Annotated in this window: 18 protein-coding genes; 3 read left to right on the top strand and 15 right to left on the bottom strand. The window is 65.3% G+C overall.

Translation table 11 applies throughout. The features are described 5' to 3' along the window. Positions 1–2: 2 nt before the first annotated feature. The 5 genes from rplB to rpsJ are packed head-to-tail and all read right to left on the bottom strand — an operon-like array spanning position 3 to position 2,847. Positions 3–839, bottom strand: coding sequence for a 50S ribosomal protein L2 (gene rplB / locus ACR9FL_RS05505; RefSeq protein WP_436357595.1), 837 nt, complete (start codon positions 837–839; stop codon positions 3–5). 4 nt (positions 840–843) lie between these two features. Next, positions 844–1,149 carry a 50S ribosomal protein L23 gene (locus ACR9FL_RS05500; RefSeq protein WP_105563633.1) on the bottom strand — a complete coding sequence of 102 codons (306 nt, stop codon included), beginning with the start codon at positions 1,147–1,149 and terminating at the stop codon, positions 844–846. Continuing rightward, a complete protein-coding gene (gene rplD, locus ACR9FL_RS05495; protein ID WP_105563632.1) occupies positions 1,149–1,787 on the bottom strand; it encodes a 50S ribosomal protein L4 in 639 nt (212 codons plus the stop codon). The genes ACR9FL_RS05500 and rplD overlap by 1 nt, the downstream gene beginning before the upstream one ends. Continuing rightward, positions 1,787–2,518, bottom strand: a complete 732-nt coding sequence (gene rplC, locus ACR9FL_RS05490; protein ID WP_436357593.1) for a 50S ribosomal protein L3 — start codon at positions 2,516–2,518, stop codon at positions 1,787–1,789. The genes rplD and rplC overlap by 1 nt, the downstream gene beginning before the upstream one ends. Before the next feature lie 23 nt (positions 2,519–2,541). Further along, entirely contained in the window at positions 2,542–2,847 is a 306-nt protein-coding gene (gene rpsJ, locus ACR9FL_RS05485; RefSeq protein WP_105563630.1) for a 30S ribosomal protein S10, read from the bottom strand. A gap of 595 nt (positions 2,848–3,442) precedes the next feature. On the opposite strand from rpsJ, the gene ACR9FL_RS05480 reads away from it, so the two are divergent. Further along, positions 3,443–4,189 carry a porin gene (locus ACR9FL_RS05480; RefSeq protein ID WP_105563629.1) on the top strand — a complete coding sequence of 249 codons (747 nt, stop codon included), beginning with the start codon at positions 3,443–3,445 and terminating at the stop codon, positions 4,187–4,189. Between the two features lie 163 nt (positions 4,190–4,352). Here the strand turns inward: ACR9FL_RS05480 and ACR9FL_RS05475 are convergent, their stop codons facing one another. From ACR9FL_RS05475 to rpsL, 7 genes are all read right to left on the bottom strand, one after another. Then, on the bottom strand, positions 4,353–5,249 hold the full coding sequence (locus ACR9FL_RS05475) for a GIN domain-containing protein (protein ID WP_436357591.1): 897 nt from the start codon (positions 5,247–5,249) through the stop codon (positions 4,353–4,355). Positions 5,250–5,354: 105 nt separating this feature from the next. After that, complete coding sequence (locus ACR9FL_RS05470; protein WP_436357589.1) at positions 5,355–6,263, bottom strand: cupin-like domain-containing protein; 909 nt, start codon at positions 6,261–6,263, stop codon at positions 5,355–5,357. A gap of 17 nt (positions 6,264–6,280) precedes the next feature. After that, entirely contained in the window at positions 6,281–7,429 is a 1,149-nt protein-coding gene (locus tag ACR9FL_RS05465) for a GNAT family N-acetyltransferase (protein WP_436357587.1), read from the bottom strand. Positions 7,430–7,835: 406 nt separating this feature from the next. Beyond that, complete coding sequence (tuf, locus tag ACR9FL_RS05460; protein WP_436357555.1) at positions 7,836–9,026, bottom strand: elongation factor Tu; 1,191 nt, start codon at positions 9,024–9,026, stop codon at positions 7,836–7,838. Between the two features lie 113 nt (positions 9,027–9,139). Further along, entirely contained in the window at positions 9,140–11,218 is a 2,079-nt protein-coding gene (gene fusA / locus ACR9FL_RS05455; RefSeq protein WP_436357586.1) for an elongation factor G, read from the bottom strand. A gap of 150 nt (positions 11,219–11,368) precedes the next feature. Continuing rightward, complete coding sequence (gene rpsG, locus ACR9FL_RS05450) at positions 11,369–11,842, bottom strand: 30S ribosomal protein S7 (protein ID WP_297933561.1); 474 nt, start codon at positions 11,840–11,842, stop codon at positions 11,369–11,371. Between the two features lie 78 nt (positions 11,843–11,920). Then, entirely contained in the window at positions 11,921–12,295 is a 375-nt protein-coding gene (rpsL, locus tag ACR9FL_RS05445) for a 30S ribosomal protein S12 (RefSeq protein WP_008260482.1), read from the bottom strand. 449 nt (positions 12,296–12,744) lie between these two features. On the opposite strand from rpsL, the gene ACR9FL_RS05440 reads away from it, so the two are divergent. Then, a complete protein-coding gene (locus ACR9FL_RS05440) occupies positions 12,745–13,848 on the top strand; it encodes a hypothetical protein (protein WP_436357583.1) in 1,104 nt (367 codons plus the stop codon). A gap of 150 nt (positions 13,849–13,998) precedes the next feature. Here the strand turns inward: ACR9FL_RS05440 and rpoC are convergent, their stop codons facing one another. Both rpoC and rpoB read right to left on the bottom strand, forming a co-directional pair. Then, entirely contained in the window at positions 13,999–18,195 is a 4,197-nt protein-coding gene (rpoC, locus tag ACR9FL_RS05435) for a DNA-directed RNA polymerase subunit beta' (protein ID WP_297933564.1), read from the bottom strand. A 100-nt stretch (positions 18,196–18,295) separates the two neighbouring features. Beyond that, on the bottom strand, positions 18,296–22,411 hold the full coding sequence (gene rpoB / locus ACR9FL_RS05430) for a DNA-directed RNA polymerase subunit beta (protein ID WP_296175422.1): 4,116 nt from the start codon (positions 22,409–22,411) through the stop codon (positions 18,296–18,298). A 454-nt stretch (positions 22,412–22,865) separates the two neighbouring features. On the opposite strand from rpoB, the gene ACR9FL_RS05425 reads away from it, so the two are divergent. Then, positions 22,866–23,387: an FKBP-type peptidyl-prolyl cis-trans isomerase gene (locus ACR9FL_RS05425; RefSeq protein WP_436357581.1), complete on the top strand. Its 522-nt coding sequence runs from the start codon at positions 22,866–22,868 to the stop codon at positions 23,385–23,387. Here ACR9FL_RS05425 and ACR9FL_RS05420 read toward each other — a convergent pair. Next, positions 23,384–24,325 (bottom strand): DUF2268 domain-containing putative Zn-dependent protease, encoded by a 942-nt coding sequence (locus ACR9FL_RS05420; RefSeq protein ID WP_296175418.1) that lies wholly within the window; start codon positions 24,323–24,325, stop codon positions 23,384–23,386. The two genes, ACR9FL_RS05425 and ACR9FL_RS05420, sit on opposite strands and share 4 nt — an antisense overlap. Positions 24,326–24,452: the final 127 nt, after the last annotated feature.

The following is a 24,452-nucleotide window of genomic DNA, read 5'->3' as shown; positions in this document are numbered from 1 at the left end:
TCTTAGCGAGCCTTCTTCACGTGGCAAGTACGGATGATGAACTTATCCGTAGCCTTGTTCTTGCGGGTGCGGGTGCCCTTGGTGTCCTTGCCCCACGGCGTAACCGGGGTACGACCACCAGAGGTCCGGCCTTCACCACCACCATGCGGGTGGTCGATCGGGTTCATGGCGACGCCGCGAACGTGCGGACGCCAGCCCATGTGACGAACGCGACCGGCCTTGCCGAGGTTCTGGTTCATGTGGTCGGGGTTCGAAACCGCGCCCACCGTGGCCATGCAGGAGTCCAGGACCATGCGCAGCTCGCCCGAGCCGAGACGGATCTGGGCGTAGCCCTGATCGCGGCCGACCAGTTGAGCATAGGCGCCGGCCGAACGGGCCAGCTGAGCGCCCTTGCCCGGCTTCATTTCGATGTTGTGGATGATCGTACCCACCGGCATCGAACGGAGCGGCATGGCGTTGCCCGGCTTCACGTCGGTCTTTTCGCCCGCGATCACCGTGTCGCCGGCCTTAAGGCGTTGCGGCGCGATGATGTAGGTCTTCTCGCCGTCGGCGTAGGTCACCAGGGCGATGAAGGCCGTGCGGTTCGGGTCATATTCCAGACGCTCGACCGTACCGATGGCGTCGAACTTGCGACGCTTGAAGTCGATCTTGCGGTACAGGGTCTTGGCGCCGCCGCCGCGGAAGCGGACAGCGATACGACCACCTGCGCCACGACCGCCGGACTTCGTCAGGCCTTCGGTCAGCGACTTCTCGGGACGGCCCTTGTGGAGCTCGGACCGATCGACCAGCACCAGGGCGCGGCGGCCCGGCGACGTCGGATTGTAGGTTTTCAAGGCCATCTTCTTAGAGCCCCGTCGTGACGTCGATCGACTGGCCGTCAGCCAGCGTCACGATCGCTTTCTTGATGTCCACGCGGCGACCGAGGATGCCCCGGAAGCGCTTGGTCTTGCCCTTTTGAACCAGGGTGTTGACCTTGAGGACGTTGACTTTGAACAGGCTTTCGACCGCAGCAGCGATCTCGTCCTTGGTCGCCGTACCGGCGACGCGGAAGACAACCTTGTTCTGCTCCGACAGGATCGTGGCTTTTTCCGTGATGATCGGAGCCAGGATGGTGTCGTAGTGCTTGGCGGTGGGTTGAGCGGCGGCCATTATGCGGCTTCCTTCTCAGCGAAGCGCGCCTCGATGGCTTCGACAGCCGCCTTGGTCAGCACCAGTTTGTCGGCCCGCAGGATGTCATAGACGTTCAGGCCGGCGTTCGGCAGCACGTCGATGTGCGGGATGTTGCGAGCGGCCAGGCCGAAATTGGTTTCGACTTCCGGACCCGCGATGATCAGAGCCTTGGTCCAGCCGAGCTTGCCGAAGGTCTCGCGCAGCGAGGCCGTCTTGGCTTCCTTGACCGAAACGCTGTCGACCACGATCAGATCGCCGGCCTTGACCTTCGAGCTGAGAGCGTGACGCAGAGCCAGGGCGCGGACCTTCTTCGGCAGCGAGTAGCCGTGGTCACGGACAACCGGACCAAAGGCGCGCGAACCGCCGACGAACTGCGGTGCACGGCGCGAACCGTGACGAGCGCCGCCGGTGCCCTTTTGCTTGTACATCTTCTTACCCGTACGAGAGTTCTCGTTGCGGGTTTGAACCTTGTGCGTGCCGGCGCGGCGCTTGGCCAGCTGCCAGTTGACGTAACGGGCCAGCAGGTCGCCGCGGATGTCCGAGATGCCGAAGACGGCTTCCGACAGTTCCACGTCGCCGGCAGCCTTGCCGTCGAGTTTGATGACCGAGAGTTTCATTACGCTTCACCGCCTTCATTGGCTTCCACTGCCGGAACAGCAGCAGCCGGAGCAGCAGCCGACTTCACAGCGCCCGGGAAGGGAGCGTCAGCCGGGCGAGCCTTCTTAACGGCGTCGCGAACCTTGACGTAGCTGCCGTCGTGACCCGGGACAGCGCCCTTGATCAGGATCAGGCCACGCTCGGCGTCCACGCGGACGACGGTCAGGTTCTGCTGGGTGACGACTTCCTGACCGTAGTGGCCAGCCATCTTCTTACCCTTGAAGGTCTTGCCCGGGTCCTGGCGTTGGCCAGTCGAGCCGTGCGAGCGGTGCGACAGCGAAACGCCGTGCGTGGCGCGCAGACCGCCGAAGTTCCAGCGCTTCATGGCGCCGGCGAAGCCCTTACCGATGGTTTCGCCCTGGATGTCGACCTTCTGGCCAGCCAGGAAGTGATCGGCCGACAGTTCGGCGCCCACGTCCAGCAGACCTTCCGCGTCAACGCGGAACTCGGCCACATAGTGCTTAGGTTCAACCTCGGCCTTGGCGAAAACTTCGCGCTGAGCCTTGTTGGTGTTTTTTGCCTTCTTGGTTCCGGCGCCCAGTTGCAGGGCGACGTAGCCGTCCCGCTCTTGAGTGCGCTGACCCACGACCTGACAGCCATCAAGCTGCAGAACCGTGACCGGAATATGTGCGCCGTCTTCAGCGAAGACGCGCGTCATTCCCAGTTTCTTGGCGATCACGCCCGTACGCATGTCGGATCCCGCCTCTTTCTTTCTTAAATCTTGATCTCGACGTCCACACCGGCCGACAGGTCGAGCTTCATGAGCGCGTCCACGGTTTGCGGGGTGGGGTCGATGATGTCGAGCACGCGTTTGTGCGTGCGGATTTCAAACTGCTCACGCGACTTCTTATCGACGTGCGGCGAGCGGTTCACGGTGAACTTTTCGATCAGGGTCGGCAGCGGGATCGGACCACGAACGGTCGCCCCGGTGCGCTTAGCGGTGTTGACGATCTCGCGCGTCGAAAAGTCGAGGACGCGATGATCGAAGGCCTTGAGCCTGATGCGGATGCTTTGATCCATATCGGTTGTTATTCCCAAGCGGTCGGAACCGCGTCCCTGTGAACCATTTCAAAGACCGAAGCCTCGGGCAGAGCCCCAAGGAACGCAAATCCGCAAAAACGATTGGCCCACGCAGTTTCCCGCGAAGGCCGTAAAATCCCAAGAATGCTGCAAAGAACAGTAACTTAGGTCGTCCCTGCGAACCGCGTCTGCACCCGAGAGTGCACAGCCGGTCCAACAAGAAGGGTGCTTATGCCCTTCGATTCCTTTTTCGTCAAGCGCGGAAACCGAGACGTGGCGGGGGTTTGCGACTCGCGGCCCGACCGTCAGCGCGCCCTCGCCTTCACTCTATATATAGGGCTCGCCAGCCGCCAGATCCGTCCCTCGGCTTAACGCCTGAGACCAAAGCTGGGCGACATGACGGCCCGGTTAAGGGTTCGCCGCAATCCCGCACCGCGTGCCGACGCAAACGTGCCGCAATGCGTCACCCATCAGCAACATCGGCCCCAAACCACTGAAATATGACAAGTTCGTAACGGCAAAACGACAAAGCGGGGCCTATCTTCCCCTTGCCGCCACGGTGCGAACCCGGCGGCGCACAAAAAGGATAATCATAATGAAAACCGTCTTCCTCGCCTCCGTCGCCGCCGCGACCCTGATCGCCGCTCCCGCCTTTGCTCAAGACGCTGTCGGCTCGGCCGGCATCGCCTACGTCCACACCGACGCTGAAGGCTTCAAGACCGACGGCGCAAACCTGGACGGCGTCGGCGCCTTCAAGGTCGCCCCGGAATGGACCGTCACCGTCAACGGCGCCGTCAACTATGCTGACAGCGACTTCGGCGACGACACCACGGTCGCTGCTGCCGCCCACCTGACCAAGACCTTCGGTTCCGACCTGCGCATCGGCGGCTTCGCCGGCGTCACGGACCTGGGCGACGACGAGACCTTCACGGTCGGCGCTGAAGTCCAGAAGTACCTGGCCTCGGCCACGCTGACCGGCCTGGTCTCCTACTCGGACCTGGACGGCGCTGACGCCTGGACCGTCGGCGGCGACGCTGCCTACTACGTCAACCCGTCGTTCCGCCTGAACGCTGGCGTGTCGTACTCGAACGTCGACGCCGACCAAGGCGAAGCCGACGTCTGGGCCTACGGCGCCGGCGCCGAGTACCAGTTCGCCAACAGCCCGTTCAGCGTCACCGGCACCTACCAGCGCGTCTCGAGCGACTTCGCCAACGTCGACGTCGACGCCGACGTCTTCATGATCGGCGCTCGCTACAACTTCGGTGGCACGCTGCAGTCGCTGGACCGCGCCGGCGCCAACCTGGGCCGTACCCTGGCCGGCCTGCCGCTCCGCGGCTTCTAAGCCAACGAACGACCTTCGCCCCTGTGGTCGAAGCGAGGAGCCCCGGCGGAGCAATCCGCCGGGGCTTTTCTTTGCGCGCAATCCAGGCGCCGCACGCCACGCAGCAAAAAGGCCCGGGGGGTTCCACGCTCCCGGGCCTTCTTCCGTAGCAAGATGGGTCGGATCAGCGTCCGACGCGCACCTCGCCCGAACCGACGATCGAGCGCGACACCACGCCCGTCACTTCGCTCACCCGCACATCGCCCGATCCGGCGATCGAGGCGTCCAGGCTGGCGGCGGTTCCGTCAAAGCGAACATTGCCCGAACCCGCCACGGCCACGTCCATGCTCGTGGCGCGACCGCCCCGAATGGTCACATCGCCCGACCCGCCGATGGAAACGTCCGCCGGCCCGTTGATGCTGGCCACGGCTATGCTGCCGGAACCGCCGACATTGGCTTCAAGGCCCCCGGTCGCCCCGGCGAAGATCGAGCCCGAACCGCCGACCGAGGCCTCCAGGGACTGCGAGGTTCCCGCGCGCACCGTGCCGGAGCCGCCGACGCCGATGTCGAGGCGGGCATCGACATTGGCCACGGTCCAGTTGCCGCAGCCGCCGGCGCCCAGTTCCACCGAGCGCGCGCCACGGCCCACCGCGCCATAGACGCCGCTTCCCGATTCCACGTCCACGTTGCGCGGGGTGCGCAGCACCACCAGGGGCGCGTCTTCCAGGCGGATACGGCCCTTGCCGGACAGCACGACCGTCGCGCCCTCGCCCGGCTGTCGCGCGTCGGCCCGACCGTTGTTGCATTCGCGGATGCTGTCATTGCTGAACTGCATCATGCTGCGACGGCGGCCCAGACCGCCGTCGATGCGCACCTTGTCGCCCCGGCGCTCGACCGTCAGCTGCGGCAGGTCGGCCGAGCCCGGCGTGATCTCGACGGCGATGTCGGCGCGATCCTCGGGGATGACGATGACGCGCGCCACGGCATTACGGATCTCGGCCTCCTGCGCGGCGGCGGGCTGCGCGACGGCCAGCGCGGTCAGAACGGCGGCTGAGGCGGCGGCGTAAACGGCGATCTTCATGGCGGTGTCCCTCTCCAGATGTGAGATGAAACTGGCCGCGCCCGCCGCCCAAGTCATTTTAAATCGAGGTCATGAAGTCGTTGTAAGAAACCGACCTTCCGTCGCTCAGGCCTTCAGCGCCCCCGCCCCGTCGGCGGCGCCGACCTCGGGTTCGAACTGGCGCTCGAAGTGGGCGATCTTGCTCTTGAGCGCGCCCACGCGGCGCAGAGCCAGGGACGCCGCCCAGCGCGCCGCCAGCGCGCCCTGCCCCATCTGATCCGTAAAGCGCGGCGAACCGCCCCGGCTGCGCATCACCGCATTGGTGTAGAGCGCCCCGTTGCGGAATCGCGACGGCCAGGTCTGGAAGTCCATCGACAGGGAGACGCAGAACCGATCCAGGTTCTCGACCCGGTGTGGCGCATACAGCGGCCAGGTCAGCGCCTGCCCCGGCTCCAGGTCCACCACATGGGCGTCATCCTCGAAGGCCAGGGTATAGGGCAGTTCCTCGGTCGTCTGACGCGCCACGACCTGTTCCATGTTGCGCTCGGGCAGATGGCTCTCATCGCCCGGATAGACGAAGATCCGCTTGCGGCCGCGCAGGTGGAACAAGACCACCCCGGCGGCGTCGAAATGATAGGGCACCCGCGCCTTGGGCGACGACAGGATCAACTGCCCCGCGTTCTTGACCGCCTTCAGACCGGGATAGGCCGCCTCGACCTTCTTGAACTCGGCCATGGCCGCCGCCCACAGCTCGGGCCAGCCGGTCTCCACGTCGCGCAGATTGACCCACAGCCTGCCCTGCTGGATCGCCTCCAGAAGCTGCGCCCCGTCCAGCCGCCCGCGCGCCCCGGTTCGCAGCGAGACCTGACCTTCGTCGTCGTAGTCGTACAGGTTGATGTCGAACAACTCGGCCGGATAGCGATCCAGCAGAGCCGCCAGGGCGGCGTCCTCGGCGAAGCCCTGGGCGATCAGGTCATGCGCGATCACGCCCGCCTGCGCGATGGGCCCCGGATAGCGCGTGCGACGGTCGGACATCGACTGATCCTCCTTCATCATGAGATTTTCCCACGGCTGGCGACCTTGGACAATGCCGCGCCGGCGGCCTGGGCGGCGCCGCGCAGACGACCGGAGGGCGTAACTTCGCAGGCTTCGATGGCGTTCCAGCGCCGCCGCACGCTCTGGCCGATCCGGCGACCGCGCTCCGCGCCCGCCAGAGACAGCAGCGAGGCCCCCGCCTGGCCCAGAGCCGCGCTCAGTCCTGGCCGCAGGATCGTCGCCTCGACGACCGGCTGCACCGTGTCGCAGAAGTAGCGCTTGTAGGCCTCGCCGCCGAAGCCATAGTCGAAATCGCGGAAGCCCTGCTCCGAGCCCAGCCGGATCGTCTCCATGCTCAGCAGGATGCCTGGCGAACAGCGCGCCAGCGTGGGCACATAGGCCGGGAACCAGAAATGATACCGCTGACCCGCGTGCAGCGAATACTCCAGCGCGGCCACCTGTCCGCCGACGCGCAGCACCGCCAGAGACGCGCCGAAGTCGCCGCCCTCGTGGGCCATCAGGGCGTGCAGCAGGTCACGGGTCCAGCCGCAGGCGAAGATGTCGTGGCGGCGCGTGCGCCGGTATTGCTCGCGCTTCAACGCGATCAGCTCTTCCAGCAAGGCCGGGTCGCGCTGGCCGATCAGGATCTCGACCTCGCCGAACTCGGTCGCCATGCTGCGGCGGGCGCGTTCCTTGTCCTTGAAGTATTTGCCGAAGGCCTTGCGACGCGCCGCATACCAGGCCTCATAGCCGCCTTGGCTACAGATGGCGGTGCGGAAGCTCTCGTTCGGAACCCGATCCGGCTCACGTCCCACCCAGCCGTTGACGCTGAAGCGGGGCGCGCCCAGCAGATCCGCCGTTTCGACCAGCGACGGCCGAAGCTCAACGGGACCGATGATCCCGTGGTAGTCGTTCATCGGCGCCGCGATCGGCAGAATGGACGCCCCGCGTTTCTGATGGGGGAAGTAGCCGACCACCTCCCCGTCCCGCTTGAAGACGGCCAGGGCGCAGCCGGGGCTGATCCCCGCCGCTATCTCGGCGAACTCCACCCGAAAATAGGGGCTGGCCAGATCCGGATCGGCGGCCACCCAGGCTGACCATTGCGCGCGCTCGCCCGCCGTCAGGCTTGCGAGATCGCGAATATCAACAGTCAGTGCGCCGGCCATGGATCCCCCTTTGCGCGAAACGGACAGCAATTTCCATTCCGCCCCGCGCTTCTAGCCCTGGCCCGTTTCGACACGGTTGAGAGCCATGGTGAACGACCCATGATCCAAGCTTCCGCGGTCCGACCTTGACCTGTCTCAATCGGGCGAACGCGCCCGCCGCCCCGACGGCAAAACGGCCCCCCGGATTGCTCCGAGAGGCCGCAGCATTATGAGCGGACCTACCGCCCTTCGGGCTGCTTGAGGTCAAAGCAAAACGGCCCCCGGATCGCTCCGGGGGCCGCTCTGTTACTCGATACTGCGGTCTCTCCGGGGAGAGGCCGGTACGCTTTACGCTTGGCCTATCGCGCTTGCGCGCTGCATGAGGCCGGTACGCTACTGTTCGGGTCCGAAGACCCGGATCTATCGATTACTCGACGATCTTGGCGACCACGCCGGCGCCGACGGTGCGGCCGCCTTCACGGATGGCGAAGCGCAGGCCCTGATCCATGGCGATCGGGGTGATCAGCTCGACGCTCAGCTCGGCGTTGTCGCCGGGCATGATCATCTCGACGCCTTCCTTCAGGTGAACGATGCCGGTCACGTCCGTCGTGCGGAAGTAGAACTGCGGGCGATAGTTCGTGAAGAACGGCGTGTGACGGCCGCCTTCTTCCTTGGTCAGGATGTAGGCTTCGGCCTGGAACTTGGTGTGCGGGGTGATCGAACCCGGCTTGCACAGCACCTGGCCGCGCTCGACGTCTTCACGCTTGGTGCCGCGCAGCAGCACGCCCACGTTGTCGCCGGCTTGACCTTGGTCCAGCAGCTTGCGGAACATTTCGACGCCCGTGCAGGTCGTCTTTTGAACCGGACGGATGCCGACGATCTCGACTTCTTCACCGACCTTGATGATGCCCTTCTCGACGCGACCCGTGACCACGGTGCCGCGGCCCGAGATCGAGAAGACGTCTTCCACCGGCATCAGGAAGGGCAGGTCGACCGGACGTTCCGGCTGCGGGATGTAGGCGTCGACGGTTTCCATCAGCTTCAGCACTTGCTGCTCGCCGATTTCCGGGTTCACGCCGTCGGTCGCGGCCTTGGCCGAACCCATGGTCACCGGGATGTCGTCGCCCGGGAACTGGTAGGACGAGAGCAGCTCGCGCACTTCCATTTCCACCAGCTCGAGCAGCTCGGCGTCGTCGACCAGGTCGACCTTGTTCATGAAGACCACCAGGGCCGGCACGCCGACCTGACGGGCCAGCAGGATGTGCTCGCGCGTCTGCGGCATCGGGCCGTCGGCGGCCGAAACCACCAGGATCGCGCCGTCCATCTGCGCCGCGCCCGTGATCATGTTCTTCACGTAGTCGGCGTGGCCGGGGCAGTCGACGTGCGCGTAGTGACGGTTTTCCGTCTCATACTCGACGTGCGCCGTGTTGATCGTGATGCCGCGGGCCTTTTCTTCCGGCGCGGCGTCGATGTCGGCGTAGTTCATCGCCTTGGCGCCGCCGGCCTTGGCCAGCGTCATCGTGATCGCCGCCGTCAGCGTCGTCTTGCCGTGGTCAACGTGACCGATCGTGCCGATGTTGCAGTGCGGCTTAGTGCGTTCGAACTTTTCCTTGGCCATTCTCTAGCTCCTGGAGCGTCCCCGAACCGGGGGTCCATTTAGGTTTGGGGATAGAAGGGGCGATTTGTGATCAAACCGCCCCGTTTTCAAGTGGGTCCGTCGAAACGACGGACTTAGGCGTACTTCTTGATCACTTCGTCGGCGACGTGTTGCGGCACCGGCTCGTAGTGGTCGTACTGCATGGTGAACTGGGCGCGGCCTTGCGACATGCCCCGCAGGGTGTTCACGTAGCCGAACATGTTCGCCAGCGGGACGAAGGCGTTGATGACGATGGCGTTGCCGCGCATGTCCTGGCCCTGGATCATGCCGCGACGGCCGTTCAGGTCGCCGATGACCGAGCCGAGGTATTCCTCGGGGGTCACGACCTCAACCGCCATGATCGGCTCGAGCAGCTTGGGCGAACCCTTTTCCTTCAGTTCGCGGAACGCGGCGCGCGACGCGATTTCGAAGGCCAGGACGCTGGAGTCGACGTCGTGGAACTTGCCGTCCGTCAGGGTGGCCTTGAAGTCGATCATCGGGAAGCCGGCCAGCAGACCGTTTTCCTTGGCCGATTCCAGACCCTTTTCGACGCCCGGGATGTATTCCTTGGGCACCGCGCCGCCGACGATGGCGTTTTCGAACACGAAGCCCGAACCCGCTTCACCCGGCTCGAAAGTGATCATGACGCGGGCGAACTGACCCGTACCGCCGGTTTGCTTCTTGTGCGTGTAGTCGATGTCGACCTTGCGGCCCAGCGATTCACGGTAGGCCACCTGCGGCGCGCCGATGTTGGCTTCCACCTTGTAGGTGCGCTTCAGGATGTCGACCTTGATGTCCAGGTGCAGCTCGCCCATGCCCTTCAGGATCGTCTGGCCCGACTCGTGGTCGGTCGAGACGGTGAACGAGGGGTCTTCCGAAGCCAGCTTGGCCAGGGCGACGCCCAGCTTCTCCTGGTCGGCCTTGGTCTTGGGCTCCACCGAGATCTCGATCACCGGCGCCGGGAATTCCATCTTCTCAAGGATGATGGGCGACTTGATCGGGTCGCACAGGGTGTCGCCCGTGCGGGTTTCCTTCAGGCCGGCCAGGGCGACGATGTCGCCGGCGTAGGCTTCCTTGATGTCCTCGCGGTTGTTCGAGTGCATCTGCAGCATGCGGCCGACGCGCTCTTTCTTGTCACGCGACGAGTTCAGCAGCGACATGCCGGTTTCCATCTTGCCCGAGTACAGGCGGCAGAAGGTCAGCGAGCCGACGAAGGGGTCGTCCATGATCTTGAACGCCAGAACCGACAGGGGCTCTTCGTCCGAGGCCTTGCGGGTGACCGGCTCTTCGGTGCGGTAGTCGATGCCCGGCGTGGCCGGAATGTCGGTCGGCGACGGCAGGTAGTCGATGACGGCGTCGAGCAGGGGCTGAACGCCCTTGTTCTTGAAGGCCGAGCCGCCGAGGATCGGGTAGAAGGCGCCGGTCAGAACAGCCTTGCGGATGCATTTCTTCAGCACTTCGACCGAGGGCTCTTCGCCGCCCAGGTAGGCTTCCATGGCGTCGTCATCGAGTTCGACGGCGTTGTCGATCAGGTACTGGCGAGCGGCGGCGGCTTCGTCAGCCATGTCGGCCGGGATGTCGCGGATGTCGGCGTCGGCGCCGACGGTGTCGGTTTCCCAGACGTAGGCCTTCATCTCGACCAGGTCGACGACGCCCTTCAGCAGGTTTTCAGCGCCGATCGGCAGTTGGATCGGCACGGCCTTGGCGCCCAGGCGGTCGCGGATCGACTGCACCGAAGCGGCGAAGTCGGCGCCGATCTTGTCCATCTTGTTGACGAAGACGATGCGCGGCACGCGATACTTGTCGGCCTGGCGCCAGACGGTTTCCGTCTGCGGCTCAACGCCGGCGTTGCCGTCCAGCACCGTCACGGCACCGTCGAGGACGCGCAGCGAACGCTCGACTTCAATGGTGAAGTCCACGTGGCCGGGGGTGTCGATGATGTTGAGGCGCTTGCCTTTCCAGAAGGCGGTCGTCGCGGCCGACGTGATGGTGATGCCGCGTTCTTGCTCCTGGTCCATCCAGTCCATGGTGGACGCGCCATCGTGCGTCTCGCCCATTTTGTGGTTACGGCCGGTGTAGAACAGGATCCGCTCGGTCGTCGTCGTCTTGCCCGCGTCGATGTGGGCCATGATGCCGAAGTTGCGGTAGTCTTCGATTTTATGTGTGCGGGGCATTGGAGTTGCCTTCGGGCTGCTTCGCGGACGCGACGAGCGCCCATTGGTGTCGGATATGACGGCGCGGGCGGTTCAATCTGAACGCCCGCGCCGGATCGTCTTAGAAAGCCGCCGTCCCCATAAATACAAACGGGGACGGTTTTAAGACGCTTACCAGCGGTAGTGGCTGAAGGCGCGGTTCGCCTCGGCCATCTTGTGGGTGTCTTCACGCTTCTTGACCGCGGTGCCGCGGTTGTTCGAGGCGTCCAGCAGCTCGGCGGCCAGCTTTTCCGTCATGGTGTTTTCACCACGCTTGCGCGCGGCGTTCACCAGCCAACGGATGGCCAGGGCGCGACGACGGTCCGGGCGGACTTCGACCGGCACCTGGTAGGTGGCGCCGCCGACGCGACGCGAACGGACTTCGACCGACGGAGCGACGTTGTCCAGAGCCGTGTGGAAGGTCTCGACCGCGGTGTGGTCTTTCTTCTTCTCGGCCAGGATGTCGAAGGCGCCATAGACGATGTTCTCGGCGACGGCCTTCTTACCTTCGTACATGACGTAGTTCATGAACTTGGTGACCACCAGGTCCCCGAACTTGGGATCCGGCAGAACTTCACGCTTCTGGGCGCGGTGACGACGCGACATAGGTTATTCCTTGCAGTGCCCGACTGACGCCGGGAAAATCTCTGAGGGTCCAGACCAGCAGGTCTGAAAGCGGTTCGCTTACTTCGGACGCTTGGCGCCGTAGTGCGAACGACGCTGCTTGCGGTCCTTGACGCCTTGCGTATCGAGCACGCCGCGCAGGATGTGGTAACGCACGCCGGGCAAGTCCTTCACGCGGCCGCCGCGGATCAGAACAACCGAGTGCTCCTGCAGGTTGTGGCCTTCGCCGGGGATGTAGCAAACGGCTTCGTAGCCGTTCTTGGCCAGACGGACCTTGGCGACCTTACGCAGAGCCGAGTTCGGCTTCTTCGGGGTCGTGGTGTAGACGCGGGTGCAAACGCCGCGACGCTGGGGCGAACCTTCCAGAGCCGGGACCTTGTTACGGGTGGGCTTGGGCTTGCGCGGCTTGCGGATCAGTTGGTTGATCGTAGGCATACGATTTGTCTCTTTTCGATGTGGAGGCGTGTGCCTGTCGGCCGGGGCGCCTCATGAGCCTTCTTTTGGACCCCGCCGAAGCGACGCCCGGGTGTTGTTCTCGAGAGAGCCGGAACAGCCAAACGAAAAAGCCGGAACGCGCGCTTTGGGCGTTCCGGCGGGCACAGCCCGTCCGTTCAATTGTCACGATCTCAACGGACGGCGAACCGCCCACGTCTCGAAAGTGCGCGCCGTTTACGCTCGATGGGTGAAGGCGTCAAGTGATTCACCCCGCCAGGGCCGAGCGCGCCTTCGCGCGCGCGCCGCCGCCAACCCGACATGACGCGACTATACCCGGAAAGACGGCCCCTATCCCGGACTGAGATCGCTGTTACGAGATCACTAGGACTTGCCCCTATAATGCCATGCTTGACTTGGCATCTTTCGCGACGTGGATTGGGGGAGCCGCTATGACTGCTGCCGTTCTGGCCCGGGGGCCAGCCTCGCGCCGTCGTCGTCCGGGGCTGCGTCGCGCCTTGATGGCGGGCGCTTCGGTCCTGCTGCACGTCGCTGTCCTCGGTCCCATGATCCTGCTGGCGACCAGCGAGGAGCAGCCGCTTCCAGAGCCGCCGCCTCCGCCCGTCATCCAGTTGCAGATCGAGCCGCGCCCGACCCCGCCGGAGCCACGCCTGCGCCCGGTTCCGCCGACCACGGTCCCGACGCCCGAGCCCCTGCCCGCCCCGACACCGTCCGTCCAGGCGCCGCCGATCGCCCCGCCGCTTCCAGTCCCACAGCCGCCCGCCGCCAAGCCTGCGCCGCAACCCCTGCCTCAAGCCGCCCCTATTCCCGCGCCTGTGCCTGCCCCCAAGCCGGCGCCGACGCCGGTCCCTGCCCCCGTTCCAGCGCCTGCGCCCGTCCCGGTTCCTGTCCCGGCGCCGACGCCCCCCGCCGCGGCCGAGCGGGCTGTCAGCGCCCCTACTCCGGTGGCCCCGATACGCGCCCGCAAGAAGGACGAAGACGCCGCCCGCGACGGCCTGCCCTCGCCGCCCGCCCCCCGCATCGCCGCGCCCGCGCCCGGCGCGCCTTCCGCGGCCGCCTCGGGCGTCCCCGGCGTATCCGACGCCTGGCGAGTCGGCGGGGAGAGCCAGGCCGAACGCAACGCTCGCGCCCTGCGCACCTCGCCTGCCGGCTGTCGCTCGACCGCCATCCTCAGCCAGGGCGAGAGGGCCATCTGCGACGAACGCTTCAACGCCCGCGCCGCCGAAGGCGCCACCCGCCCCATCACCGGCACCGGCAACGCCGAGCGCGACGCCCGCTTCGCTCGCGAAGGCGCCCGCGAGATGCAGCGTTACGAGGCGCAGCGTCGGCCGCTTTCAGGCGGAACGGGCGTCGTCGGCCCGGCCGACTGCCCCGGCTCCAACTTCGGGACGGGCTGCGCGGGGGCCCATCTGGATTCATCCATGCAGATGGACTCCACCCGCAACGTCCAGACGCGTCGCGACGGCGCCCCGGCGTCCGGCCGTCCCATGACCCCCGGCTCCGCCGGACCGCGCGATCTCATGCGGCCCCAATAGAGCATGGGGCGCTCAACCGGCCTCAAACAGCACAGACGGCGGTAGGCCCAGCATCTGGCCTAAAGTAGCCCGAGGGGCGGTAGGCCCAAATGATAAAGGGCGGCGCTGTCTCCAGCGCCGCCCTCTTCAGTCTTCAGTTCCGAAAACGGATCAGTCGTCCGACTTTTCCAGTTCCAGGGCCAGATCGGCCGGCAGGGGCTCGATGGCGTCTTCGCGAGCCTGCGTCAGCTGAGCGTCGCGCTCGTTCGCCAGCTTCTGCAGCGAGCGCAGATAGGCGCCCGTACCCGCCGGGATCAGGCGGCCGACGATGACGTTTTCCTTCAGGCCTTCCAGCATGTCCTTCTTGCCGTGGACCGAGGCGTCGGTGAGGACGCGGGTGGTCTCCTGGAAGGACGCCGCCGAGATGAAGCTGCGGGTCTGCAAGCTGGCCTTGGTGATGCCCAGCAGGACGGGCTGCGTGGTGGCCAGACGACCGCCGCGCTTCTCGACCTTGGCGTTCTCGAACGCGGCTTCGGCCACTTCGACGGTGTCGCCGCGGATGAGGGTGGTTTCACCCGAATCCAGGACTTCCACCTTCTGCAGCATCTGACGGACGATGACTTCGATGTGCTTGTCGTTGATCGGCACGCCCTGCAGTCGATAGACCTCCTGCACTTCGTTCACCAGATACTCGGCCAGCGCCTCGACGCCCTGGATGCGCAGCAGGTCGTGCGGATCCGGGTTGCCGTCGATGATGTAGTCGCCCTTCTGGATCAGATCGCCGTCGTGGACGGAGATGTGCTTGCCCTTCGGGATCAGGAACTCGACCGCCTCGCCCTGGTTGCCGTCGGCGTCCAGTTCCGGGGTGATCTTGATGCGACGCTTGTTCTTGTAGTCGCGACCGAACTCAACGCGGCCATCCATTTCGGCGATGACAGCGCAGTCCTTCGGACGGCGGGCTTCGAACAGTTCGGCGACGCGCGGCAGACCGCCGGTGATGTCGCGGGTCTTGGCGCCTTCGGTCGGAACACGGGCGATGATCTCGCCCGGTTTGACCTCGTCGCCGTTCGACACGGACAGAACGGCGCCCACGGGCAGCAGGTAGCGGGCGTCAGAGCCCGAAGCCAGCTTGGCGTAAGTGTCGCCGGTCGTGACGCCCATGGCCGGACGCAGGTCCGAACCGCGGGGGCTGGCGCGCCAGTCGGAAACCACGCGCTGGGCGATGCCCGTCGCTTCGTCGGTTTCTTCGCGGACGGACAGGCCGTCGACCAGGTCTTCGAAGCGGATCACGCCGCCGACTTCGGTCAGGATCGGGGTGGTGTAGGGGTCCCACTCCGCCAGACGTTGGCCCTTGGCGATGTCGGCGCCTTCCTTGACGCGGATGCGGGCGCCGTACGGGACCTTGTGGGTCTCGCGGTCCTTGCCGTCCACGACCACGATGACAACGACGTTGCGGCTCAGGGCCACCAGGTCGCCGTGCGCCGCGGTAACGGTCGGGCCGACGATCTTGGCCTTACCGGCGTTGGTCGCCTCATAGAAGGAGGTTTCCGCCACCTGGGCCGTACCGCCGATGTGGAAGGTACGCATCGTCAGCTGGGTGCCCGGCTCGCCGATCGACTGGGCGGCGATGACGCCGACCGCTTCGCCGATGTTGACGTTGGTGCCGCGCGCCAGGTCGCGACCGTAGCACATGCCGCAGATGCCGGCTTCGGCTTCACAGGTCAGGGCCGAACGGACCTTGATCGACTGGACGCCGGCCGCGTCGATGACCTCGATCTCTTCTTCCTGCAGGTAGGTGTCCGCAGGGAAGAGGACGGTGTCGCCGCCCGGCTCCTTGATGTCCTCGGCCGCATAGCGACCCAGGACGCGTTGGCCCAGCGAGACCAGGACGTCGCCGCCTTCGACCACAGCACGCAGGGTGATGCCGCGCGTCGAGCCGCAGTCTTCCTCGGTGACGATCGAGTCCTGCGCCACGTCCACCAGACGACGGGTCAGGTAACCCGAGTTGGCGGTCTTCAGCGCGGTGTCGGCCAGACCCTTACGGGCGCCGTGGGTGGAGTTGAAGTATTCAAGGACGGTCAGGCCTTCCTTGAAGTTCGAGATGATCGGCGTCTCGATGATCTCGCCCGACGGCTTGGCCATCAGGCCGCGCATGCCGCCCAGCTGCTTCATCTGCGCCTGCGAACCACGGGCGCCGGAGTTGGCCATCATGAAGACGGAGTTGATGTCCGGCTCCTGGCCCGCGATCAGGACGCGAGGCTGGGCGATCTCGCCCATCATCTCATCGGCGATCTTGTCCGTGGCCTTGGCCCAGGCGTCGACGACCTTGTTGTACTTCTCACCCTTGGTGATCAGACCGTCGGCGTACTGTTGCTCGTACTCTTCAACCTGAGTGCGGGTTTCAGCGACCATCTGCTCCTTCTTGGCGGGGATGACGATGTCGTCCTTACCAACGGAAATGCCGGCCTTGGCGGCTTCACGGAAGCCCAGTTGCATCATCTGGTCGGCGAAGATGACCGTCGCCTTCTGACCACAGTGACGATAGACCTGATCGATCAGGTTACCGATTTCCTTCTTGGTCAGGTTCTTCTCGAGCAGGCGGTAGCCGATGTTCGGGTTCAGCGGCAGCAGGGCGCCCAGCTTCATCCGGCCCGGCGTCGTGTCGATCACCTTGGTGATCTCTTCGCCGGCGGCGTTCATCTCGGTCCAGCGGGCCTTGATCTTGGTGTGCAGCTTGACGACCTGGGCGTCCAGGGCGGCGTCGATTTCACCCATGTTGGCGAAGAGCTTGCCTTCGCCCGGCTGACCGTCCTTGACCAGCGACAGGTAGTACAGACCCAGGACGATGTCCTGCGACGGCACGATGATCGGCTTGCCGTTGGCGGGCGACAGGATGTTGTTCGTCGACATCATCAGGACGCGCGCTTCCAGCTGGGCCTCAAGGCTCAGCGGGACGTGAACGGCCATCTGGTCGCCGTCGAAGTCGGCGTTGAAGGCGGTGCAGACCAGCGGGTGCAGGCGGATGGCCTTGCCCTCGATCAGCTTCGGCTCGAACGCCTGGATGCCCAGACGGTGCAGCGTCGGCGCGCGGTTCAGCATGACCGGGTGTTCCCGGATCACTTCTTCCAGGATGTCCCAGACCTGCGGCTGCTCGCGCTCGACCATGCGCTTGGACTGCTTGACGGTGCCCGACAGGCCCTTGGCGTCCAGACGCGCATAGATGAAGGGCTTGAACAGCTCGAGCGCCATCTTCTTCGGCAGGCCGCACTCGTGCAGCTTCAGCTCGGGGCCCACGGTGATGACCGAACGACCCGAGTAGTCGACGCGCTTGCCCAGCAGGTTCTGACGGAAGCGACCCTGCTTGCCCTTCAGCATGTCGGCCAGCGACTTCAGCGGACGCTTGTTGGCGCCCGTGATCACGCGACCGCGACGGCCGTTGTCGAACAGGGCGTCGACCGACTCCTGCAGCATCCGCTTTTCGTTGCGGATGATGATGTCGGGCGCGCGCAGTTCGATCAGGCGCTTCAGGCGGTTGTTACGGTTGATGACCCGGCGATAGAGGTCGTTCAGGTCGGACGTCGCAAAGCGGCCGCCGTCCAGCGGCACCAGCGGACGGAGTTCCGGCGGGATGACCGGGACGATCGTCAGGATCATCCACTCGGGCTTGTTGCCCGACTCCAGGAAGGCCTCGATCAGCTTCAGGCGCTTGGACGCCTTCTTGGCCTTCATTTCCGACGGGTTGTCGGCCAGCTCGCCGCGGTGGCGCTCGGCCTCGGCGTTCAGGTCGATGCCCATCAGCAGGTTGCGGACGGCCTCGGCGCCGATTTCAGCAGTGAAGCCGTCGTCGCCGTATTCTTCCTGGTAGCGATAGAACTCGTCTTCCGTCAGCAGTTGGTTCTGCTTCAGCGGGGTCAGGCCCGGCTCGGTGACGATGTAGTTCTCGAAATACAGGACGCGCTCGACGTCCTTCAGCGCCATGTCCAGCATCAGCGAGATGCGCGACGGCAGCGACTTCAGGAACCAGATGTGGGCGACCGGGGCGGCCAGGTCGATGTGACCCATGCGCTCGCGGCGAACGCGAGCCAGCGTGACTTCAACGCCGCACTTCTCGCAGATGATGCCCTTGTACTTCATGCGCTTGTACTTGCCGCACAGGCATTCGTAGTCCTTGGTCGGGCCAAAGATACGGGCGCAGAACAGGCCGTCACGCTCGGGCTTGAACGTGCGGTAGTTGATGGTTTCCGGCTTCTTGATCTCGCCGAACGACCACGAACGGATCTTCTCCGGCGAGGCCAGGGCGATCTTGATCTGGTCGAAGGTCGGCGTGACCGGGACCGGGTTGAAGATGTTCAGGACTTCCTGGTTCATCTTTTTTCCTTCTGCGGGAATGCCCCGCGAAAATTCATTCAGAGAGGAGAGGCGGTCGGACCGCCCTCCCCCGCCAGGCGGGAGAGGGCTTTGTTTCCGATCAGCTGTTCTCCAGCTCCACGTTCAGGCCCAGCGAGCGCATTTCCTTGATGAGAACGTTGAAGCTCTCGGGAATGCCGGCTTCGAAGCTGTCGTCGCCGCGGACGATCGCCTCGTAGACCTTGGTGCGGCCGGCCACGTCGTCGGACTTCACCGTCAGCATTTCCTGCAGGGTGTAGGCGGCGCCGTAGGCTTCCAGAGCCCAGACCTCCATTTCCCCGAAGCGCTGACCGCCGAACTGCGCCTTACCGCCCAGCGGCTGCTGGGTGACGAGCGAGTACGGGCCGATGGAGCGGGCGTGGATCTTGTCGTCGACCAGGTGGTGCAGCTTCAGCATGTAGACGTAGCCGACCGTGACCGGACGCTTGAACTGCTCGCCCGTCTGACCGTCGAACAGGATCGACTGGCCCGAACGATCCAGGCCGGCCGTCTCCAGCAGGTCCTCGATGTCCGAGATGTGCGCGCCGTCGAAGACCGGGGTCGCGAAGGGCACGCCCTTGGCCAGGTTCTGAGCCAGCTCGATCAGGTCCTCGTCCGATTCCGGCAGAGGCGTGTCGGCGCCGTAAATCTCGGTCAGACGCGTGACCAGGGCCTCGCGCAGACCGCCGTCCATCCAGTTATCGAGCAGACCCTTGATCTGCTTGCCGAGACCGGCGGCGGCCCAACCCAGGTGGGTTTCGAAGATCTGACCGATGTTCATGCGCGAAGGCACGCCCAGCGGGTTCAGAACGATGTCGACGTGCGTGCCGTCGTCCAGGTGCGGCATGTCCTCGATCGGCAGGATCTTGGAGATGACGCCCTTGTTGCCGTGACGGCCGGCCATCTTGTCGCCCGGCTGAAGCTTGCGCTTCACGGCCACGAAGACCTTGACCATCTTCATGACGCCCGGCGGGAGCTCGTCGCCGCGCTGCAGCTTCTCGACCTTGTCTTCGAAGCGACGGTCGAGGGCCTTACGGGCGTCCTCGAACTGCTTCTTCATGGCTTCCAGCTCGCCCATCGACTTCTCGTCGTCGAGGGCGACCTGCCACCACAGGCCCTTGGACACTTCGGCCAGCTTCTCTTCGGTCACTTCGCCGCGCCCCATGCCCTTCGGGCCCGAGACGGCGTCCTTGCCGAGCAGCAGCGGCTTCAGGCGGCCATAGACGTTGCGCTCAAGGATCTTGAGCTCATCGTCGCGGTCCTTGCCGAGGCGTTCGATTTCGGCGCGTTCGATGGCGACAGCGCGTTCATCCTTGTCGACGCCGTGACGGTTGAAGACGCGCACGTCAACGACCGTGCCGGCGACGCCGGGCGGCAGACGCAGCGAGGTGTCGCGGACGTCCGAAGCCTTCTCGCCGAAGATGGCGCGCAGCAGCTTCTCTTCCGGCGTCATCGGGCTTTCGCCCTTCGGCGTGACCTTGCCGCACAGGATGTCGCCCGGCTGGACTTCGGCCCCGATCGCCACGATGCCCGCTTCGTCGAGGTTGCGCAGGGCTTCCTCGCCGACGTTGGGGATGTCGCGGGTGATTTCTTCCGGCCCAAGCTTCGTATCACGCGCCATCACTTCGAATTCCTCGAGGTGGATGGAGGTGAAGATGTCGTCGCGCACGATGCGCTCGGAGATCAGGATGGAGTCTTCGAAGTTGTAGCCGTTCCAGGGCATGTAGGCGACCAGGACGTTACGGCCCAGGGCCAGTTCGCCCAGGTCCGTCGACGGGCCGTCGGCGATGACGTCGCCGGCCTTCACCTCATCGCCCACGCGCACGATCGGGCGCTGGTTGATGCAGGTCGACTGGTTGGAGCGCTGGAACTTCGACAGGCGGTAGATGTCGACGCCCGAGCGACCGGCGTCCACGTCGCCGGTGGCGCGCAGAACGATACGCGTGCCGTCGATCTGCTCGACCACGCCGTCACGACGGGCGATCACGACAGCGCCGGAGTCCACGGCCACGACCGCTTCCATGCCCGTGCCGACCAGCGGCGCGTCCGACTGCACCAGAGGCACGGCCTGACGTTGCATGTTGGCGCCCATCAGTGCGCGGTTGGCGTCGTCGTTTTCCAGGAAGGGGATCAGGGCCGCGGCGACCGAAACGACCTGCTTGGGCGACACGTCCATCATGTCGACGTCGGCCTTGGTCAGCAGCTGGGATTCACCGTTGATCCGGCCGGGGACCAGGTCCTCGACGATCTCGCCCGCCTTCAGCTCAATGTTGGACTGGGCGATAACGTGCTTCGCCTCTTCCATGGCCGAGATGTAGACCACCTCGTCCGTGGCCTTGCCGTCCTTCACGCGACGGTAGGGCGATTCAATGAAGCCGTACTTGTTGACGCGGGCGTGGGTGGCCAGCGAGTTGATCAGACCGATGTTCGGGCCTTCCGGCGTTTCGATCGGGCAGATGCGGCCATAGTGCGTCGGGTGAACGTCGCGGACTTCAAAGCCGGCGCGCTCACGGGTCAGACCGCCCGGGCCAAGCGCCGAAAGGCGACGCTTGTGGGTGATCTCCGACAGCGGGTTCGTCTGGTCCATGAACTGCGACAGCTGCGACGAGCCGAAGAATTCACGCACAGCGGCCGCAGCCGGCTTGGCGTTGATCAGGTCGTGCGGCATGACCGTGTCGATATCGACCGAGCTCATGCGCTCCTTGATGGCGCGCTCCATGCGCAGCAGGCCGACGCGGTACTGGTTTTCCAGCAGCTCGCCGACCGAACGCACGCGACGGTTGCCCAGGTTGTCGATGTCGTCGATCTCGCCGCGGCCGTCCTTCAGGCCGACCAGGATCTGCAGCACCTTCAGCACGTCGTCCTTTTGCAGGACGCGGATTTCGTCCGAAACCTCGGGGGTTTCCAGACGCATGTTCATCTTCACGCGGCCCACGGCCGACAGGTCGTAGCGCTCGGCGTCGAAGAACAGCGAGTTGAACATGGCCTCGGCGGCTTCCGGGGTCGGCGGCTCGCCCGGACGCATGACGCGATAGATGTCGAACAGGGCGTCTTCACGACCCGTGTTCTTGTCCACGCGCAGGGTGTTGCGCATGTAGGCGCCGACCGTGACGTGGTCGATGTCCAGCACGTCGATGGTGGTGAAGCCGTGCTCTTCCAGCAGGGCGATCGCCTCGGCGTCCAGCTCGTCGCCGGCCTCGGCGTAGATCTCGCCGGTTTCGTAGTTGACCGCGTCGGCGGCCAGATACTTGGTCAGCAGGGCGTCAGCCGCCAGCGACAGCGAGGTCAGGCCGCCGTCGGCCAGCTTCTTGGCGGCGCGGGCGCTGATTTTCTGACCGGCTTGGGCGACCACTTCGCCGGTGTCGGCGTCGACCAGGTCGAACTCCGGCTTCACGCCGCGCCAGCGTTCCGGCTTGTAAGGGGTGACCCAGCCTTCGCCGCGCTTCTCGTAGGGCACGGTCTCGTAGAAGGTCTTGAGGATTTCCTCGCCGTCCATGCCCAGGGCCAGCAGGAAGCTGGTGGCCGGCAGTTTACGACGACGGTCGATACGGACGTAGACCACGTCCTTGGCGTCGAACTCGAAGTCCAGCCACGAGCCGCGATACGGGATCACGCGGGCGGCGAACAGCAGCTTGCCCGAGCTGTGGGTCTTGCCCTTGTCGTGGTCGAAGAAGACGCCCGGCGAGCGGTGCATCTGCGAGACGATCACGCGCTCGGTGCCGTTGACGATGAAGGTGCCCTTGTCCGTCATGAGCGGGATGTCGCCCATGTAGACGTCCTGCTCCTTGATGTCCTTGACCGAACGGGCGCCCGTTTCTTCCTCGGTCTCAAAGACGATCAGGCGCAGCTTGACCTTCAGCGGCGCGGCATAGGTCATGTCGCGCTGGATGCATTCCTCGACGTCGTACTTGGGGTCCTCGAACTCGTAGGACACGTACTCCAGGACGGCGCGCTCGTTGAAGTCCTTGATCGGAAAGACCGACTTGAAGACCGCCTCGATGCCCTGGTCCTTGCGCAGACCGCTGCGCACTTCGCGCTGCAGGAACTGCTCGTAGGAAGCGCGCTGAACCTCGATCAGGTTCGGCATCTTCACCGCTTCGGGGATACGCCCGAACGAGTGACGAATGCGCTTCTTTCCGGTGAACGAGGTGGCGGAGGCGATCTTACCCAGGGCGAGACCGTCAGTGGAGTTTGCCATTCTGTTTTCCCAATCGCGAACCATAAAGGCCCGACGTCAATGCAGCAGCCACGGCCCGCCATTCGGCGATCCGTGACCGTTAATTCTCGCGGCGCCCACCCTCGACCCGCTGGGGATCAGGGCGCCTGATATGCCCGCTCCTTGGGAAAGGAGCGACGCCTGCGCACCGGTCGGAGGGCGACAAACCGGGCCTCGGCGCTTTCGCGCGGGATTCATGGAATCTGCGGAGCGCGCATATATACGCCGATCGACGGCGAAATAAAGGCCTCAACTGGGTAAAACAGCCGTCATCCTGGGGCGGCGCAGCCGAGCCCGGGACCCAGGCGGCGGCTCCCCAGAACCGCCCTGCCCGAAACTCACGCCTGGCTCCCGGCCCTCCGCTTCGCTGCGGCCGGAATGACGGCCCGTCGCGCCCCGCATCGACACCGCCGCGCGCTGTGATAAGCCTTGCCTTATGAACCGTATCATTCTGCCCGCGCTCGCCGCGACCGCCCTCGCCTTGACCCTTTCGGCCTGCGCCAGCGCGCCCGCCACCACCGCCCAGGTCGTGCCGCAAGGCCCGGCCACCCAGGAGAACTGGGAGGTCGGCCAGGCCGCCTATCTGATGTGGAACGGCCAGCAACGCGGCTGGACCACCACCGCCTCGGGCCTGCAGTACCGCCGCGTCGGCAAGGTCAAGCCCAACGGCGTCCAGCCGACCGCGACCGACACGGTCAAGGTCCACTATCGCGGCACCTTCATCGACGGGCGCGAGTTCGACAGCTCCTATTCGCGCAACGAACCGGCCAGCTTCCCGCTGAACCGCGTCATCAAGGGCTGGACCGAGGGCGTCGCCCTGATGCGCACCGGCGAGACCTATGAGTTCGTCATCCCCGCCGACCTGGCCTACGGCCCCCGCTGGATGGGCACGGAAATCCCCGCCAACTCCGTGCTGCGCTTCACCGTCGAACTGCTGGAAGTGAACCCGGCGGGCTAACTCAGGTCCATCCCGGGTCGCCAGCCGCTCGCGGCCACGAAGGCCTTGACGTCCGTGAGCTGTAATATCTGCCGCAATGCCTCGCCCTTGTCCGGGGCGTTGCGGTAGTAGGCCTTGGCGATCCGGTAGCCGACCCAGTAGCCGAGATCGCCAGGCTTCTCGGGCGTCGAATTATAGACCCAGGCCGACAGGTCGGTCTTGTCCTGATCGGCGACGAAGGCGGTCTCGATTTCAAATTCACGCCCTTGGGTCTGCGGCGCGAGATAGGCATAGGCTGGCGCACCGATCATCAGTTCTGTGACGAACTCCGCGACGCCCTCGGCCAGCGACACCTCCAGCACCGTGAACTGCTCTTTTTCGGTGAGTTCCGGCGCCTGCTGGGTGTGAACATACTCGTGGATCAGCACCCCCACGAAACGGTCCTCGATATCCGGGTTGATGAAATCCGTGGCGCACAGGGCTTCCAGCCCCACCTGGATTCCGTCAATGGGGCTGCCGACCGCGACGGGGCGGCCACGGCCGATGACAAAGGTCGCGGGCGGAAACTGGGCCTCGGGGTACTGACTAATGAAGCGAGCCAGCCCCTCTGCAACCCGCGCACGGACGCGCGGCAGATGGTCGGCGCAGGCCCGCGCCTCGACATAGATTTCGGGCCGGGCGGTCATGGCTTCCGCCATCCTCGCGCCCGTCACCCGACGCACCTTCGCCAGGTGCGTCAGACCGGTGGAGCCCTCATCAAGATAGGCCTGAAGCTGCTCGGCGGTCGGCCGCCCGGCGGTGCTGTCGTAAAGCGCATAGAAGCGGTCAATGTCGCCAGTCTCAATCACAGGTTCATGGAGAGCGTCACCAGGCGCCGTCGCCTGGGCTGCACCGGTTGGGGACGACGCGGCTACCGCCAGTACCGCGGCGACGCTCGCCAGAATCCACTTCCCGGTCATGTGATCCCCCTCGCCTTGTGATGCCGCCGTCAGGCTAGTACGCAACCTTGGCCGATGAAATCCGCCTCCGCGCTGGCGGCCCAAACATGACGGCGAATTCATCCGCCCACGCCGGGCTTGACCATAG

The organism is Brevundimonas sp. CEF1 (assembly GCF_051353055.1).
In the GTDB taxonomy this organism is placed as follows: domain Bacteria; phylum Pseudomonadota; class Alphaproteobacteria; order Caulobacterales; family Caulobacteraceae; genus Brevundimonas.
Note: the sequence above shows the minus strand (reverse complement) of the source record. Positions and strands in the feature narration are given on the sequence as shown.